Origin of the sequence: Halorussus vallis, assembly GCF_024138165.1 — an archaeon.
Lineage (GTDB): Archaea > Halobacteriota > Halobacteria > Halobacteriales > Haladaptataceae > Halorussus > Halorussus vallis.
The window spans coordinates 1,680,639-1,695,930 of sequence record NZ_CP100000.1; the positions used below are offsets into that span (position 1 = coordinate 1,680,639).

The following is a 15,292-nucleotide window of genomic DNA, read 5'->3' on the forward strand; positions in this document are numbered from 1 at the left end:
AGATTCTGTTTGAGGGATAGACTGGGGTTACAGGAAATCAGAAAAGCTAAGAACGGATGATGATATGCCCAGATGAACAGCATGATACACGATGTAGAGTTGAAAGACCTCCAAATTAATACGGACGAACGAGGGTCGTTGACAGAAATCTGGCGCGACGACTGGGACTTCTATGCCGGCAGAGACGAACCGGCGATGTCCTACTTCTCGGTATCGTACCCAGGTATCATCCGCGCGTGGCATCGCCACCACCGCGGACAAATTGACCATTTCGTGGTACCCCACGGGAAGGTGAAGGTCGGCATCTACGATGATCGCGACGATTCACCGACACAGGGTGAACTTGATACGTACATCATCGGGGAAGGGAATATGAAGGCGATTCGCATCCCCGGTGACTGCTGGCATGGTTTCAAGGTCGTTGGCGATGAGCGTGCGACCCTCATCAACTTTCCAACGAATCTTTACGACTACGACGATCCCGATGAGGAACGACTGCCATATGACACGGACAAAATCCCGCACGATTGGGAAGAACCACCGCACGAGTAACACATGAAAGGCGTCATTCTTGCTGGCGGGACCGGATCCCGATTGCGGCCCATCACCCACACTGGTCCAAAACAGCTTGTACCCATCGCGAATAAACCCGTTCTAGAGTACGCACTTGACGACTTAAAGGAAGCCGGCATCACCGAGATTGGAATCATCCTTGGTAACAAAGGCCGTGATGAGATTCAGGCGTACTTCGGTGACGGTAGCGACTTCGGCGTTAATATCACTTACATTGTGCAGGGCGCACCACTCGGGCTGGCCCACGCCGTGGGATGTGCGCGGGACTTCGTTGGCGATGACTCGTTTGTGGTCTACCTCGGCGATGATTTGATGCGCGGCGGGATTACGGAACTCGTCGAAGACTTCACCGCGGACGAGTACGCTGCCGGAATCGGCCTTCAGAAAGTCAATGATCCCTCTCGATACGGTATCGTCGATGTGAACGACGGTGGTGACGTAATCAAACTAGTGGAGAAGCCGGACGACCCACCAAATGACCTCGCACTCATTGGCGTTTACGTCTTTACACCGGCCATCTTCGACGAAATCGAAACTCTAGGGAAGTCGTGGCGCGGGGAGTACGAGATCACCGAAGCGATTCAGGGCTTGCTCGACGACGGTGAGCGGATTCAGAGCCACGTTGTCCAGGGTTGGTGGAAAGACACCGGGAAACCGAAGGATGTGCTCCACGCGAACCAGCTGGTGTTAGATGACATCGAATCATCAATTCGAGGTACGATTACGGCCGAAGAGAGCGTGCGCGGTCGTCTACAACTTGGTGCCGGAAGTATCATCGAGGAGGGGGCAATCGTTCGCGGACCAGTATCGATTGGCGAGAACACAGTAATCAAATCTGGCACCTACGTCGGACCGTACACGAGCATCGGAGACGAATGCATCATCGACGGTGCGCATATCGAGTCAAGCGTTGTAGTCGGGGAGTCAGAGATTAGCGCGGAACGTACCATCGTAGACAGCCTCATCGGCCGACGTGCTAATATCACCACAAACTATGAGAAAAAACCCGAAGGCGAACGTCTCGTTGTCGGCCAAAATTCATCGTTAGAACTGTAAACATGCCCAAAATCATTACGCTCAGCTGTCCGGATTGTGGGACGATCGTCGCCGGAAATGTCCTTGAGAACCGTCGGGAAATGAAGTGTCCCGGCAGAAACTGCGAAACTGTCCTGCAGTTCTCGTACTTCGACAAGGACGAACAGCAACATATACTTGAACATCGCAGCCAGTACAGGATGGAGGATTAATTATGACTACACTCATCACCGGTGGACTAGGGTATCTCGGTTCTCGACTTATTCGGGAACTTCCGAACAATCCCCAGTTTTCGCAGGAAACCATCCGAATTCTAGACAACTTTCGCCAACCGCGTTTTCATGCGTTGTGGGACCTACCCCCGTATGCGGACTACGAGTTCGTTGAAGCCGACATCCGTGACGAAAACGCGGTAAGAAGTGCGATGGAAGACGTTGACACGGTATTCCATCTAGCGGCGATTACCAACGCACCCGAGACGTTCGACATCCCCGAGAAGACGTGGGAAGTGAACTACGACGGGGCGTTGAACGTCTACGAGGCGGCCCGTGATGCTGATGTTTCCGAGTTCGTTAACGCGGTCACCTGCTCGGTTTATGGGACGACGGAAAAGAAGATAGAGGAAGACTTCGAATGTGACCCGGAGTCACCATACGGGGAAGCGAAACTGGAAGCTGAACAGGAGATGTTCGACCGCTACGACGGTGAGATGGGTCTTACAGGACTACGATTGGGAACGGTTTACGGTTGGTCTACTGGAATGCGGTTCGACACCGTGGTGGACAAGTTCGCACTATTGGCAGCGACGGGCCAACCACTGACGGTGTACGAGGGCGCGGAGGATCAGAAGCGACCGTATCTGCACGTTCACGATTCGGTCCGGTCGATGATCTTCGCTGCGAACAAGTTGGGGGACGGTGAGGCGTACAACGTGGTCGGTCAGAATGGCCGATTGCAGGATGTCGTGGACGCCATCGTTACACACTTCCCCGACGTAGATATCGGGTACACTGAAGTTGAGCATCTGAATCAGCTCTCGTACGTCGTGAGTGACGAAAAAATACGGAACGAAGGATTCGAGACATGTTACACGCTGGACCAGGGCGTTGAGGAGCTAGCGGATAAATTCAGAGCCTTCCTCTAGTCCCACTATTTTTAGTACTGTCGTAGTACTTTAGGATTATTACGTACGGAATGCTGTAAAGCGCTTTAAGGAGCGTCGAGAGCCATGTCGCAAGCGGCTCAGGGACGCCGAATCGCGCCAGCGGAATTAAGGGCGTTGCGTCGCCGATTAGTTCTGCGTCGTCGCGCTTTCGAAGTCGTTGAACTGCGGCTCGCTTTCTCTGAATAGCGCCGAGGTTGTTCATGACCCAGTACTGCGCCCGGAGCTTTGCTAGGACATGGCTGAACCCCTTCAATGCCGCAACACCCCAGAGCAGTAGCTCTGTAAGGAGTAGCGAGGGAAGGAGCAGTATAAGCGTCCGGACCTGAAGGTGTTTTAAGAGAATCAAGTATCTGTTCCGCTCCATGTTGTAGAACCGCCACGGTGGAAGCGGACGGTCGTACTTATGGTACACGACGGAGCTGGGTACGAATAGTACGTCCCGCCCTGCAAGCCGTGCGCGCCATGCCAGATCAAGGTCCTCGTAATAAAACTCAAAGTCTTCGTCAAACCCTCCTATTTCGTCGAGCAACTCACGGGTTATTACAAATGCGCAACCTGAGACGGAGGGGACGACCTCCTCTTCGGTGTACGCCGATGATTGGCAGTCAAGCCCTCGACAGAACCCGAGTCCGGTGTAGTGAGCGAGATTTCCGCAAGTGTTCACTTTCTTCGGATCCTCGTAGTACAGTACCTTCGACGTTGTGATTTCGGCCTGCCCGTCAGTCAGTGGGGCTACGAGACATTCGAGCCAGTCCTCTTCCACCACTACATCGGGATTTAATACGGCGATGAACTCTCCTTTTGCGGCAGCGAACCCAATGTTGTTTCCACCTGCATACCATTCGTTCGCGTCATTCACCACGAGACGGACTTCCGGATGCTCCTCGGTTACGTATTCAACGCTACCGTCGTCAGAATTATTGTCCACGACGATAACTTCGTAATCCTCGGCTGTTTGGGCGAGCAGGGACGGCAGGCAGTCCTGGAGGTCGTCTTTTCCGTCCTTGTTGACAACTACAACACTTGTTTTCGTCATATCGGAGGTTCTCTCATCGAGAAGAGGAGCGCTCCTTCAAAAATTGTCTGGAAATCTCGGAGAGCACGGCCCAAATCTGTCTAATTACGATTTTGACGTCAAGCCAGAACGACTGATTCTGAATATATTCGAGGTCGTATCGGAGCTTTTTCGCGGGTTCGGTGCTCTTCACATCGTTTATCTGGGCCAGCCCCGTCAGTCCCGGTTTGACAAACCACCGCATTCGCCACATCTTGGTCGTCATTTCCAGGAATTGTTCCTCGTCTGTCCACACCGCACGAGGTCCGACGACGCTCATCTCTCCCCATAGTATCGACCACAGTTGCGGTAGTTCGTCAAGGTGTGTTCGTCGAAGAATCTGACCGACTTGCGTAATGCGATCATTATTCTCATCTTCTTTCGGTACTGCTGACTCAGGTTCCAACGACATCGTCCGGAATTTGTAGACGGTGAACGTGTCTCCGAACTCAGCCGTTCGTTCTTGGCTGTATAAGACTGGGCTACCGCTATCGAACTTAAGAATGAGAGCTATCACTATAATAACTGGCATAAACGAAACAATACCAACGGTTGCGAAACCAATATCGAAAGCTCGCTTCAGAACGTAATCTTGCCAGTCCCAAGGCTCAAGATCGATATCTACAAGCGTGCTTTCGCTGCTAGCTGTCGAGATTAAAACACTTTCGGCGTGTTCTCTCTGGATTTTCGCTTCGACACCGTGTTCGTAGCAGGTATTGAGTACCCCAAAGAACTCCGCCCGGTCCGATTTTGAGAATGCGAGAATAACGGTGTCAATATCGTGCTGGATTAACATTTCGTTGAGACGGGAAACACCCCCGAGATAATTTAGTCCGTCAACCGAAGCACTGCCGCTTCCGTCCGTTACGGCTACGCGCTCAGGCACACTCTCAGCGGCATGGTTTTGATACCCACGTAACGATACATAACCCACAACGGAGATGTCGATTACCTCGTAGGCTTCCTGAATTCGGTGAATATCGTCACCGACAATGATCGCTCTTTTTTCATTGGCAGGTCGATTGCGAATCCCGACAAACCACACGGGTAAACTGACGAGCAGAACGGCCATCAACAGCACCAGCGTCGAACGTGGGAGTCGATAGGTATAGTCAAAGTACCCGATGGTCGCGAGCGCTAGCGTCGCCACGACCACCCGTTTCTGTGTGAGGAAAATTGTGTCGAGAATTCGCCGTGGCCGGGGTTTGAATAATGGAAATAGGCTGGCGACGGTGATGCTGATGGTCGATATCAACGCTAGCCGGAACTCAGCACCGGTCAGTACGGCTGCTGGCAACCGATTGAACACTGGCACAAACTCAGTAGAAAACCGCTGGACCGTCGGCTGATTTGAGAGAAGGACTGCAGAAGCACTCCCAAGAACCGCACCAATCACACTCAATGCACGATACTTCAATCCGGAAACCATCGTTACTGACGCAGGTTTTGGAAGGTGCTTAAAGGCTGTGCATTGGGGGTTGAGGTACGTCCCCTGATACCACCTCTTGGGCACCCTTCGACCACTTTACGCCTACTAGTTTGGTTTCAGTTCATGCGGCGGTTCGCTCCGGATGATTTCGTTGAGTAATCGCTCCATGTGTTCCGCCGGTCTTACTGCGTCGTAATTTTCCGTATTTCTACTTCGTGCTTCGACAAGTTCGGGGTTCGAAATAATATCCTCGATACGCTGTACAATAGCATCTGCCGATACATCCTCAACGATGAATCCCGCTTCATTTTCTCGAACTCGGTCCGCAGGTGCACCAATGTCGAAACACATAACCGGCAATCCCAGTAACATCGCTTCAGAAGTGGTGAACGAGAACGTCTCAGGCCAGATACTCGGTATAAGACATATGTCGACGTCATATCGCTCTATCTGGTCGTTCAAATCTGCATAGTCCTCGTATCTACCGTGGACCCGGAAGTCACCACCCGCCGCTTCGTATCCTGCAGGATAGTCTTTTGTCTCTCCGAGTACAACAATCTCAAATGGGAGGTGTTCGAGGCGTTCATCCTGGGCAAGTGTCGATAGGATATCCATCCCTTTGTGATAGCCGATAGCGCCGATTATGCCGACGGTCAGCAGGTCAGAATCGAATTCATGGACGCGTCGTTCGAGTTGGTCAATTCCCGTAATCCCATGTTCAATTTCTGTCAATTCCGTTGTATCGCCGTACGCGTCGGCGAGTATCCGTCTCGAAGACTCCGAAAACGCGACGATTGAATCAGAACTCTCTAAAAGTGCGCCCATCTCGCATCGCCATTCACCAATCTCGAAGCATTCGTCGTAGATTACGTTGTGATCGGAGTGGGTGTTGTTCTCCAGGCACTTGCGGCAGGTATCGAGATCGTCCGGGACGCCACAGAACTCACCGGTATCGTCGAGGAGATTCCAGCTCGGACAGACCCAGAAGTAGTCGTGTACGAAACAGGTCGTCGGCACATTTAGCTCGCGAACATGCTTTACGACTTCCGTGGGATTTGGCCATGCGACCACATTGTTGACAAACACGTGGTTAATCCCCAGTACGTCCTTCAAACCCTCGATATTCTCGTACTCGAACGCGTCGAAGACAAACTTTTGAGTCACCCCTTCGCCAATGTATTCGAGAACGAACTGATCGTCGTGGTACTGGAACGTCAGCAATATCGTCGGATGTCCCTCGCTTTGGAGGTGCTCGGCGATTGTCTCACGGTACATATTTGCACCGCCTCCGAGGTCGTGGTCGATGAGAAGGTAGCTCTCCTTCTCGGACGTGTCCGAATCAATAATCACTTTGAGCGCCTCTCGGACCTCTTTGAGCGGATTTCGGTCGTTGTACTTGTCGATGACGCGCTGATACTCAGGATGCTTTTCGAGGAGGTTGTTGAGGTTCTTCTCCAGGAGTTCTTGTTTCTCCTCGCCGAACGACGCACCGTGCTCGTGGAAAACGAACAGGTTCGGAGCGAGCACGTTCTCGAATCCTCGCTTATGGGCGCGTCGAGACCAGTCGTTCTCTTCGCCATATCCCCGTCCGAAGGTTTCGGCATCGAACAGTCCGATTTCCTTGACGACGTTGCAGTTGAACGCCATGCAGAAGCCGACTCCTGTCGGGATCTCGTACGTCTTTTCGGGGCCGTACTCCCGGAAATACCCGTCGAGCGTCTCGGTCGAGAGTTCTTTGAACAGCGGGTTGTCCTCCTGGAACTCCGGGAAACTTGCCAGCGTCGCGGCGTTAGAGAACGGAGTCACGCTCGCGACCTGCGTGGGCCTGTCGAAGATGGGCTTGAACAGCCGATCCAACCAACCCTCCGGGACGACAGTATCCGTGTTGAGTATGACGAAGTGATTCTCGGCGTAGGTCGCAGCCTCGTTGACTGTCTTGACGAAGCCATCGTTCTCCGACTTCTCTATCGTTTTAACCGTGATGTCCCGCTCCGGCACGTCGCGGAGAGACGACAACAACTTCTCGATGCGCTCGTCCGGGCTAGCATCGTTGACGACGATGAGCCGACAGTTGCTTGAGTTCTCGAGAACGCTTTCGAGGCATCGCTTCGTGTCGTCGAACGCATTGTACACTGGCACGATGATGTCGACCATTTCGGAACGAGATTGAGCAGTTCTATTCGATCTACTGCAAAGATTCCGCAGATACGTCCCGTCACAGGCCACCTCCGAATTCACCTCTTCGTCGCTTGTTCCGGCGGTCGCGTCTCGCTTTCGCCAAGAATCAAATCGACGGGCAAATTCTCGCGCCCCGCCGTGTTTGAGTATTCTGTATCCTTTAGAGGAGAGTCGCCGATACTCGCTCACCGTCTGGTCAGCAGAGAGAACCCCTTCCGTGAGTCGGTGATAGCTCCGACGACGAAAACTGTCGTTCGGAAGCGCCCGCTCCACGAACGAACGGTACTTCTGTATGAGATGCCACGCCTTACTGTGCTTGACTTGATGGAGTTCGTCTCTTAGTTCGTTGACGGTGTCGCTCTTTGATTGTAACTCGCCTTGCAGTTCGTCGACGGTGTTGCTCTTTGATCGTAACTCGTCTCGCAATTCGTCAATTGTTGTATCCTGCTCCGCTGTCCGACATTCCAATTCGTCGATGTCTTCCTCAAAATTGGTGCGTAGCTGTTGGACCTCCGGTTCGTTAAGGAAGAAGTCGGAATTTAGTCGTTGGCTCGCCGTCGTCTTTTTTAATACCTCGTGTTTGTATTGTGGTTTCTTTAATAGTCCGAGAACGAGATCATCTATTGTCGATACCGGGATGAGTTCCGATTCTTTCCTACAATCGGATAACTCCGAATGATTAGGAACCGCAAGTATCCCCGTTTCTTTCGCCTCCCCGAAGAAATTCTTCGAGTTTCCTTTGTAATTCGACGGATTGTAGGCGTCGGCGTGGTATAGAAAGGTGTCGTATCCGAAATCGGACATCGCCTCCACGACTTCCCATCCTTTATCTACGGAGTTACATTCGGCGAACACCACCGGCTTGTGAGCACGGATGGTTTCATCCCCTCCTCGAAGGATGTCGGCCTCAGCCCCCTCAACATCGAGTTTGAGGAGTTTGCAATCGGCGAGGTCCAAGTCGTCGAGTGTACTCACTTCGACCGACGTCGAACTGGTTGCATGCTCGATAGCGCCATCAAGCTCGTTGGCGCCGAAGTTCTGATTCTCTTCCACTTCGACATCGTCTATCTGTAGATTCCCTTGTTGGTCAGATAACGCCTCGTTGAAGACTTCGACGTTTGTGAGATTATTTAGTTCGACGTTCCGTCGCAGTAACTCAAAATATTCCTTCTGCGGCTCGAAGGCGTAGACAGTTCCTTCTTGACCGACGTAGTCAGCAAACGCCAGACTGTGTGTCCCGATAAATGCACCCGCGTCGACGATGGTATCTCCTGGGCTGACGAACTCTGAGAGTAATTCGAGTTCAAGTTCCGCCCACTCCCCATATGCTTCAAGCGAACGACCTATGACGGAGTCAGCCTCAAAAGCCAAGAGTTGCCCGTATCGGCAGTTAATCTGCTGTGCCATATTGCAGTCCACGATAGAAACGATCGGATTAAAAGCTGTCGGTCTCATCGAACTGGAATCAGGAGCACTCATACAGTTAAGAAACGCTAAAGTGACTGAGGGAGAACGGAAGTGGTGTACCGATGATCGCTAATATGTACGAGTATCGGGAGTTGATAAAAAATCTCGTCAGAAAGGACTTTAAGCTCAAGTATCGGTGGTCGATACTCGGATTCGCCTGGTCCCTCATCAACCCGATTTCGCTTGTTCTCGTCTACACACTCGCTTTCAACGTGATTCTCTCTGTACCGATCGAAAACTTCACGCTCTATCTCGTCTCCGGATTGTTCCCATGGATGTTCTTTGCCTCAACCATGCAAGGTTCAACTACCTCAATTCTAGGGAATTCAGGTTTAGTGAAAAATATGTCATTCCCTCGTGGGATTATGCCGCTAGCTGACCTCTTGTTCAACTTCGTGGAGTTCCTTCTGACGCTCACCGTCTTTTTCCCGATTGCGTTTCTCTTCTTCGGGGCTGACCTCTCGATGGCGATACTGGCATTTCCGGCCGTTCTGCTCTTACAGTTCATTTTTCTCTACGGAATATGTCTGACGCTTTCTGCAGGCACCGTCCTGTTCCGAGATCTTGAACACATTGTCGAGATCATCATTCGTCCACTATTTTGGATGACTCCGATTGTGTATGAAATGTCGCTCGTGCCGGGGAACTTCCGTTTTATATATATGCTGAATCCGTTCGCTCCGTTCGTGATTTCGTATCAGTCGATCTTCTACAGAGCTGAGTTTCCGCAACTAAATTACGTTGAGTCCATGTTGTTCTGGACCACCCTCTCGCTCATCGTCGGATCATTGGTTTTTAAGAGATACTCTCCTTATTTCGCGGAGGAAATATAATGAGGAGAGCTATCCATATCGAGAATCTCTCGAAGAGATTTACGTTACAGCGTGAGCAGAATCTGAAAACATTCGTGATGAATGCGCTACGAAACCGAATTACGCGCGAACAGTTCTGGGCCTTGCAGAACGTCAGTCTTGACGTACAGAAGGGGGAAACGTTTGGTATCGTCGGCGCTAACGGTTCCGGAAAGAGCACCCTTCTTAAGTTGGTTGCCGGAATCCTAACGCCGACCGAAGGGTCAATCGACATTGATGGAGTCGTAGCTCCAATTATCAACCTCGGTGTCGGATTCAACCCGGACCTCACCGGTAAAGAGAACCTATATCTCAATGCTTCGCTATATGGACTGGGAAGAGATGATATAGATCGCATCTACGACGACATCGTGGCGTTCTCCGAACTCGGTGAGTTCATTGAGGAACCAATCAAGACGTACTCTAGCGGAATGAAGATGCGTCTAGGCTTCTCCATAGCCGTCCATATTGACCCCGATGTACTCCTCATTGACGAGGTGCTCGCCGTCGGTGACGAAAAGTTCCAAGAAAAATGTATGGAAAAGATAAACCAATTACAGCGGGATGGGAAAACGATACTTTTCGTCTCCCACAGCGCGGCACAGGTGCGAGAACTCTGTTCGCGCGTTTGTCTACTCGAAAACGGTGAAGTAGTAGACGTCGGTCCCTCTGATACGGTTCTCGCAAAGTACGCAGGTATTCTAGAAACGGATGCTGACGCTCAAGTGAGAGAACTATGAACCCTACCGTCAGCGTTATTATCGTCAACTGGAACGGGAGAGAGTACCTCGGACCATGTCTAGAGTCGCTCCAAGCCCAGTCGTTTACCGACTTCGAGACAATCGTCGTTGATAACGGCTCCACCGATGGAAGTGTCTCCTTCGTTGAGCATAATTTTCCCACTATCACGGTAGTAGAACTAGAAGAGAATCAGGGATTCTGTGGCGGGAACAACGCCGGTATTAAGCGAGCAAACGGCGATTACATAGCGTTACTCAACAACGATACGGTCGTCGACTCCAAATGGCTGGCCGAATTAGTTGACGCTGCGGAAACGACCGATGCGGACTTTTTCGCTTCCAAGATGCTTCTCTACGACGACCGGGATGTCGTCGACACGTGTGGGGACTACTACTCAACGCTAGGAGTTGCGGGAAAGAGAGGCCACCTTGACGATGCCGAGAAGTTCAAGAATTATGAGGAGGTCTTCGGCGCGTGCGCAGGCGCTGCACTCTATAGCAGAGAGTTACTCGAAGACGTCGGACTGTTCGACGAGGACTTCTTCCTGAGCTACGAGGATGTCGACTTGGGCTTCAGAGCGCGACTGAGAGGATACCGGTGTCTCTTCGTCGCTGATGCTGTGGTGTATCACCACCTCAGTTCTACCATCGGTGAGAACAGCGAAACGTACGTGTATCACGGACAGCGCAATTTGGAATACGTCTTTGTGAAGAACCTCCCATCCCGACTTCTCATTCAATACCTCCCCAGACACCTCCTCTACAACGCGATTGCCTGTTTCTATTTTACCTTCGTCGGCCAATGGAGAGCATTCTTCCGAGCTAAATGCCACGCTTTGATGGCGTTACCAACCCTTCTTCAAAAGCGGCGAGAAATACAGCAGAGACGCCAAGTAGAGTCGATGGAAATCAGTTCGCAAATACAAAGCCATGGGTTGGTAAGCAAAATCATAAATAAACTCCAAAGACTGTAACGGTTCTCCAAGCTTCGCTCGACGGCCTCGGACTATTGAATGTACTCAGATTAAAGGGTCCGACACTGGATCTTCACCCCAGCCGCATGTTCGTATCACATAGGCTGGCGCATAATTGTTCGGCGCCAACGACGACCTAGACGTAGTTGTCGTGAATTCCACTATGGTTCACACTGTATCAAGTATCCGGCGCAGCCACGGCTTGAACTGCGAAATCAGATTAAGCACGACGATGACCACGACCGTCATCATGGCCACATGGAGTTTCGCCTCAATAGCACGGTCACGGGCAAGCGTCGAAACACCGAAACGACCGTCAAGAGGAAGCACTGAACGGCAGGGAAATTCGCAATCAAACCAATTAGACCACTAGGCGGTGCAGGAATAGTCCGGAAGACGGAAACCGAAATTACGCGCGGCCATCTTCAACTCCTAGTGGAATCGGCATCAGATTCCACGGTGGTCGAAACGGGCCTTCGGTAAGCGGAGATGACCAAGTACGCCAACAACACATTCTTCGCGACCAAGGCTAATCAACGAACTCAAGAACGTCTACAGGGAGTATAACGGTGAAGCTTACAATGTCGCTGAGTCAATCAGTCTAGACGGCCGTATCGGCGAGCGGTTCCTCCGCAGCGGCGTCGGCTGGGCGCCAATTGCTCCCCCAAGAACACGGCCGCGATGAGCGCGGCTGCCCGCGACGCTGGGTACGAGCCTTCACTGCTAGAGGCCACCGTCGAAGTGAACGAGAAGCAACCCGAGCACCTAATCGACCTTCTTGAATCACACATCAACCTCGGGGGTACGAGTGCGGCAGTCCCAGGACTCGCATTCAAACCCGGCATCGACGACGTTCGAAACCCCCGGGCGATTCCCGTTCTCGAAGGTCTGCAGGAGCGCGGTGTCGAGGTCGTTGGCTACGACCCAGTTGCGACCGAAAACATGGGCCAGCATTTCCCCAACAGGGTGCGCACACCGTTAGCCTCCACGACACTCGACGGTGCGGTCGTTGTCACCGACTGGGACGAGATCGCCGCGCTCAACGAGGAGTTCGACGCGATGGCCGACCCGGTGGTCGTGGACAGACGTCGGGTGATCGAACAACGAAAGGGAATTACCTACGAGGGATTGACTTGGTGAAGTTATATCTCTGAACGGTCACCTGAGAAGCAGAAGGATTCCATTCTCTGAGTCCCGTCCCAACGCATTGAAGCTTGCCTCGTCTCAACAGCGGAGGTACACCTTGAAGAAGACTTGCAACGAGCAGTACGATACAGAAGAACGGTCTACCAGCTACGCTGAGACGCTGACGTTCCCGCCGTTCTGAACTGCTGACTCGGGGACCGTCACCGACCGATCGCCGATGGAGTAGGTCCCCGGGTATGGTACCGTAATCAAGAACGACCCGTCTGCCTTTGTTTGAGTCGATTTAGTGTAAGTGAATGATGTACCGTCGACGTTCACCTGCTTCGAGAGTCGAACCGTCTCATTCGGCGACGCCTCGCCAGTAACGTTTGCGCCGGGAACGAGCGCGAAAACCTTCACGGAGCCGTCGTCGCTAGCGAACATCGCGCGGTAATGCGAAAGCCCTTCGTCGGTCGCGGTTCGCATGCCGAAGTTCCTGTGGAGGCGGACGTACATCGACTTCTTTGGAGCTTCCCGAACGAGGTTCAGGTCCTTCGTGACGACGAAGCCGACTCGATTGCGGTGTTTCTGATACTGCTTTTCGGGATTTTGTGAAGCGAGGAATTCACGGTAGCTGTGCTGGGCGTACCGATACGATCGGGCTTCTCCATTCACGAAGTAGTTGTACATCCGGTTTCGCCCCCACTTGCTTAGGACGAAGTTCTGGGGGTACTCCATCCCGTTCTCGTCGGAGTAGTCCGCCATCCACGCCGCAGCCTGGAACTGATCCCCATTGATCTTGACCTGCTCGTGTTTCACCGACGTCTGGACGGCCCCGACGCTGGAGACGAGCAGGAAGAGGACGACCAGCGGTGCGACCGTCTCTCGGTCGAGGGTGTCGAACGAGGGCAGCGAAACACGAGTTTCCTCCTCGCCCGGACGGCTGCTCTTTTTACGAACGAATGCGGGAAGCGCTACGATGTCGAGTTTCGCCGCGAACCAGACGAAGCCGACGCCGGCGAGTACGGCGAGGAACGACGACAATTCGCCCGAAAAGCGCCGCTGGAACAGCGCGAGCGTGAGGAACCATGTGGCGTAGGTCGTCACGACAAGCCAGCCCTCGTCACGGCGCTGGTAACCATATACCAGTCCCCAGACGAGAATCGGCAGTCCGACGAACCACGCAAGTCCGAGTTCGAGCGGCGGGCCGAGCAGGAAGCCGAGCGTTCCGCCCATCAGCGACTGAGCTTCGGCCGCACCGCCACCGTTACCGAGCAGGACACCGAACTGCTGGTTCAGTCGGTCGCCGTATGTCGGTAACAGTGTCTGAAGAACGACTAACCCTCCAAGCACCCCTGCAACTTCGGCCGCGCCGAGAACGAACGCGGGCATCTCAGCACGGTAAATCGCCTCTGCAAGTACCGAGACACCGAGGACGCCGACCAACAACAGCGCGGGGGAGTACGTCACTACGTCAGTGTGCCAGCCGAATCCGGTGTGCGCCAAGTGCGTGAACACGGTCGCCACTGCGAGTCCTGCGGCGATGGGCGCACTCGCGACCACCGGCGAACGTCCAGCGCGAACGTCCGCAAGTACTCGAACTGCGACGTAGAAACCGAGCGCTCCAATCAGAAGTGGTCCTGCCTCCCAGGACATTACCTGTCCGGCGACCGCGATCCCCAGCACGCCCGAAGCAAGCCACGTCTTCGGCTCTCGAAGCTCATCCTCCGAAACGTTCGAGAGCCAGACCAACGACAGCGCGGTCAGCGCGAGCCACGGATAGTCGAAGGCGTGGTGGTCAGCAAACCCGAGCCCAGTTCGATACGCGAAGCCCGGAACCGTCGCCAGCATCAACACCGACGCAACGCCGATTCGCCGGTCGTCGGTCACGCGAACCGCCAGTGCGTAGACCAAGACACCAACGATCACGCCCGCCACCACCGGATACCACGCGAGCACCCACCCCGACGCCTCGGCCCCGAACAGGTTCGTCAGCCACCACAGCGTCGCGACCATCAGCGGCTCACCCTTCGCAACTTCCCCGGGAAGCCCCGACAGCACGCTTAAGTCGAAGACGCCACTCGCTTCGACCGCGAGCTGGTCAACCCAGTAGCGGTAGTAGTAGGGGTCATTCGAAGAGAGTACGACGTACTTCCCGCGAAAGACGTTCGAGATGATGTATGCTCGCATCAGTGCAACGAACGCCAGGGCACCCCCGAGCGCGACTGCCGTCTCGCGCGAAATAGAGGGAAGCGATAGCGATGGGAGCGGCACCGAAGTTCCCTTCTCACCATCCTCAGACGCCGGTTCGCCGTCCAAGCTCGCTCGCACGCCGCGAGGGTCGGAGAGCGCGTACTCGCCGTCGTCCTTCGAGACGATGTTCCGAGACACCAGTTCGCCGAAGGTACCCGAGTCGAGGGGCACATCATCGAAGGTCCACCCATCGGTTCGCTCGTCGACCGAAAGGACCTCCCGGAGGTCGGCTTCGACTCCCGGTTTCTCCGCGAGGAGGTCGTCGGTCGCCTCCCGAGCTTCAGTCATTGATGTTCGCATGCTGTGAGGGTAGTATAAAACCTGCGACAATCACCTAGAGGAGCGGTTTGACCCCGCGGATTCTCGAGCTCTACACGGCAGAAGATTGCACCGTCCTCGTGACCACGCCCGAGGTCCCGTCGGCCGTCCGCTTACTATTTTGTCCTGA

Annotated in this window: 10 protein-coding genes and 1 pseudogene; 7 read left to right on the forward strand and 4 right to left on the reverse strand. The window is 53.6% G+C overall.

Annotated elements, in window-relative coordinates:
* Positions 1 to 81: 81 nt before the first annotated feature.
* From NGM07_RS08630 to NGM07_RS08640, 3 genes are all read left to right on the forward strand, one after another.
* The gene (locus NGM07_RS08630) at positions 82 to 552 is read left to right on the forward strand and encodes a dTDP-4-dehydrorhamnose 3,5-epimerase family protein (protein WP_253520168.1); all 471 of its coding nucleotides are present in this window, start codon (positions 82 to 84) and stop codon (positions 550 to 552) included.
* A 3-nt stretch (positions 553 to 555) separates the two neighbouring features.
* The gene (locus NGM07_RS08635; protein ID WP_253519503.1) at positions 556 to 1,629 is read left to right on the forward strand and encodes a glucose-1-phosphate thymidylyltransferase; all 1,074 of its coding nucleotides are present in this window, start codon (positions 556 to 558) and stop codon (positions 1,627 to 1,629) included.
* 193 nt (positions 1,630 to 1,822) lie between these two features.
* Positions 1,823 to 2,752: an NAD-dependent epimerase/dehydratase family protein gene (locus NGM07_RS08640; protein ID WP_253519505.1), complete on the forward strand. Its 930-nt coding sequence runs from the start codon at positions 1,823 to 1,825 to the stop codon at positions 2,750 to 2,752.
* On the opposite strand, the gene NGM07_RS08645 is transcribed toward NGM07_RS08640, so the two are convergent.
* The 3 genes from NGM07_RS08645 to NGM07_RS08655 form a co-directional block, all read right to left on the reverse strand.
* Complete coding sequence (locus NGM07_RS08645; protein WP_253519507.1) at positions 2,736 to 3,809, reverse strand: glycosyltransferase family 2 protein; 1,074 nt, start codon at positions 3,807 to 3,809, stop codon at positions 2,736 to 2,738. The two genes, NGM07_RS08640 and NGM07_RS08645, sit on opposite strands and share 17 nt — an antisense overlap.
* 13 nt (positions 3,810 to 3,822) lie before the next feature.
* On the reverse strand, positions 3,823 to 5,256 hold the full coding sequence (locus tag NGM07_RS08650; RefSeq protein WP_253519508.1) for a sugar transferase: 1,434 nt from the start codon (positions 5,254 to 5,256) through the stop codon (positions 3,823 to 3,825).
* Positions 5,257 to 5,361: 105 nt separating this feature from the next.
* Positions 5,362 to 8,841 carry an FkbM family methyltransferase gene (locus NGM07_RS08655; RefSeq protein ID WP_253519511.1) on the reverse strand — a complete coding sequence of 1,160 codons (3,480 nt, stop codon included), beginning with the start codon at positions 8,839 to 8,841 and terminating at the stop codon, positions 5,362 to 5,364.
* Positions 8,842 to 8,963: 122 nt separating this feature from the next.
* Between NGM07_RS08655 and NGM07_RS08660 the strand changes: the two genes are divergently transcribed.
* The 4 genes and pseudogenes from NGM07_RS08660 to NGM07_RS08675 form a co-directional block, all read left to right on the forward strand.
* Entirely contained in the window at positions 8,964 to 9,734 is a 771-nt protein-coding gene (locus NGM07_RS08660) for an ABC transporter permease (protein ID WP_253519513.1), read from the forward strand.
* Complete coding sequence (locus NGM07_RS08665; RefSeq protein ID WP_253519515.1) at positions 9,734 to 10,492, forward strand: ABC transporter ATP-binding protein; 759 nt, start codon at positions 9,734 to 9,736, stop codon at positions 10,490 to 10,492. Before NGM07_RS08660 ends, NGM07_RS08665 begins: the two co-directional genes overlap by 1 nt.
* On the forward strand, positions 10,489 to 11,466 hold the full coding sequence (locus NGM07_RS08670; RefSeq protein ID WP_253519518.1) for a glycosyltransferase family 2 protein: 978 nt from the start codon (positions 10,489 to 10,491) through the stop codon (positions 11,464 to 11,466). The genes NGM07_RS08665 and NGM07_RS08670 overlap by 4 nt, the downstream gene beginning before the upstream one ends.
* Positions 11,467 to 11,916: 450 nt before the next feature.
* Positions 11,917 to 12,606: pseudogene (locus tag NGM07_RS08675) on the forward strand (UDP binding domain-containing protein); the annotation flags it as partial.
* Between the two features lie 153 nt (positions 12,607 to 12,759).
* Here NGM07_RS08675 and NGM07_RS08680 read toward each other — a convergent pair.
* On the reverse strand, positions 12,760 to 15,132 hold the full coding sequence (locus NGM07_RS08680; RefSeq protein ID WP_253519523.1) for an STT3 domain-containing protein: 2,373 nt from the start codon (positions 15,130 to 15,132) through the stop codon (positions 12,760 to 12,762).
* Positions 15,133 to 15,292 lie beyond the last annotated feature (160 nt).

Excerpts from the sequence above, each read along its gene's own strand:
- NGM07_RS08630 (WP_253520168.1), top strand. The coding sequence starts at position 82 with ATGATACACGATGTAGAGTTGAAAGACCTCCAAATTAATACGGACGAA.
- NGM07_RS08640 (WP_253519505.1), top strand. The coding sequence starts at position 1,823 with ATGACTACACTCATCACCGGTGGACTAGGGTATCTCGGTTCTCGACTT.
- NGM07_RS08645 (WP_253519507.1), bottom strand. The coding sequence starts at position 3,809 with ATGACGAAAACAAGTGTTGTAGTTGTCAACAAGGACGGAAAAGACGAC.
- NGM07_RS08650 (WP_253519508.1), bottom strand. The coding sequence starts at position 5,256 with ATGGTTTCCGGATTGAAGTATCGTGCATTGAGTGTGATTGGTGCGGTT.
- NGM07_RS08660 (WP_253519513.1), top strand. The coding sequence starts at position 8,964 with ATGATCGCTAATATGTACGAGTATCGGGAGTTGATAAAAAATCTCGTC.
- NGM07_RS08665 (WP_253519515.1), top strand. The coding sequence starts at position 9,734 with ATGAGGAGAGCTATCCATATCGAGAATCTCTCGAAGAGATTTACGTTA.
- NGM07_RS08670 (WP_253519518.1), top strand. The coding sequence starts at position 10,489 with ATGAACCCTACCGTCAGCGTTATTATCGTCAACTGGAACGGGAGAGAG.
- NGM07_RS08680 (WP_253519523.1), bottom strand. The coding sequence starts at position 15,132 with ATGACTGAAGCTCGGGAGGCGACCGACGACCTCCTCGCGGAGAAACCG.
- NGM07_RS08635 (WP_253519503.1), top strand. The coding sequence starts at position 556 with ATGAAAGGCGTCATTCTTGCTGGCGGGACCGGATCCCGATTGCGGCCC.
- NGM07_RS08655 (WP_253519511.1), bottom strand. The coding sequence starts at position 8,841 with ATGGCACAGCAGATTAACTGCCGATACGGGCAACTCTTGGCTTTTGAG.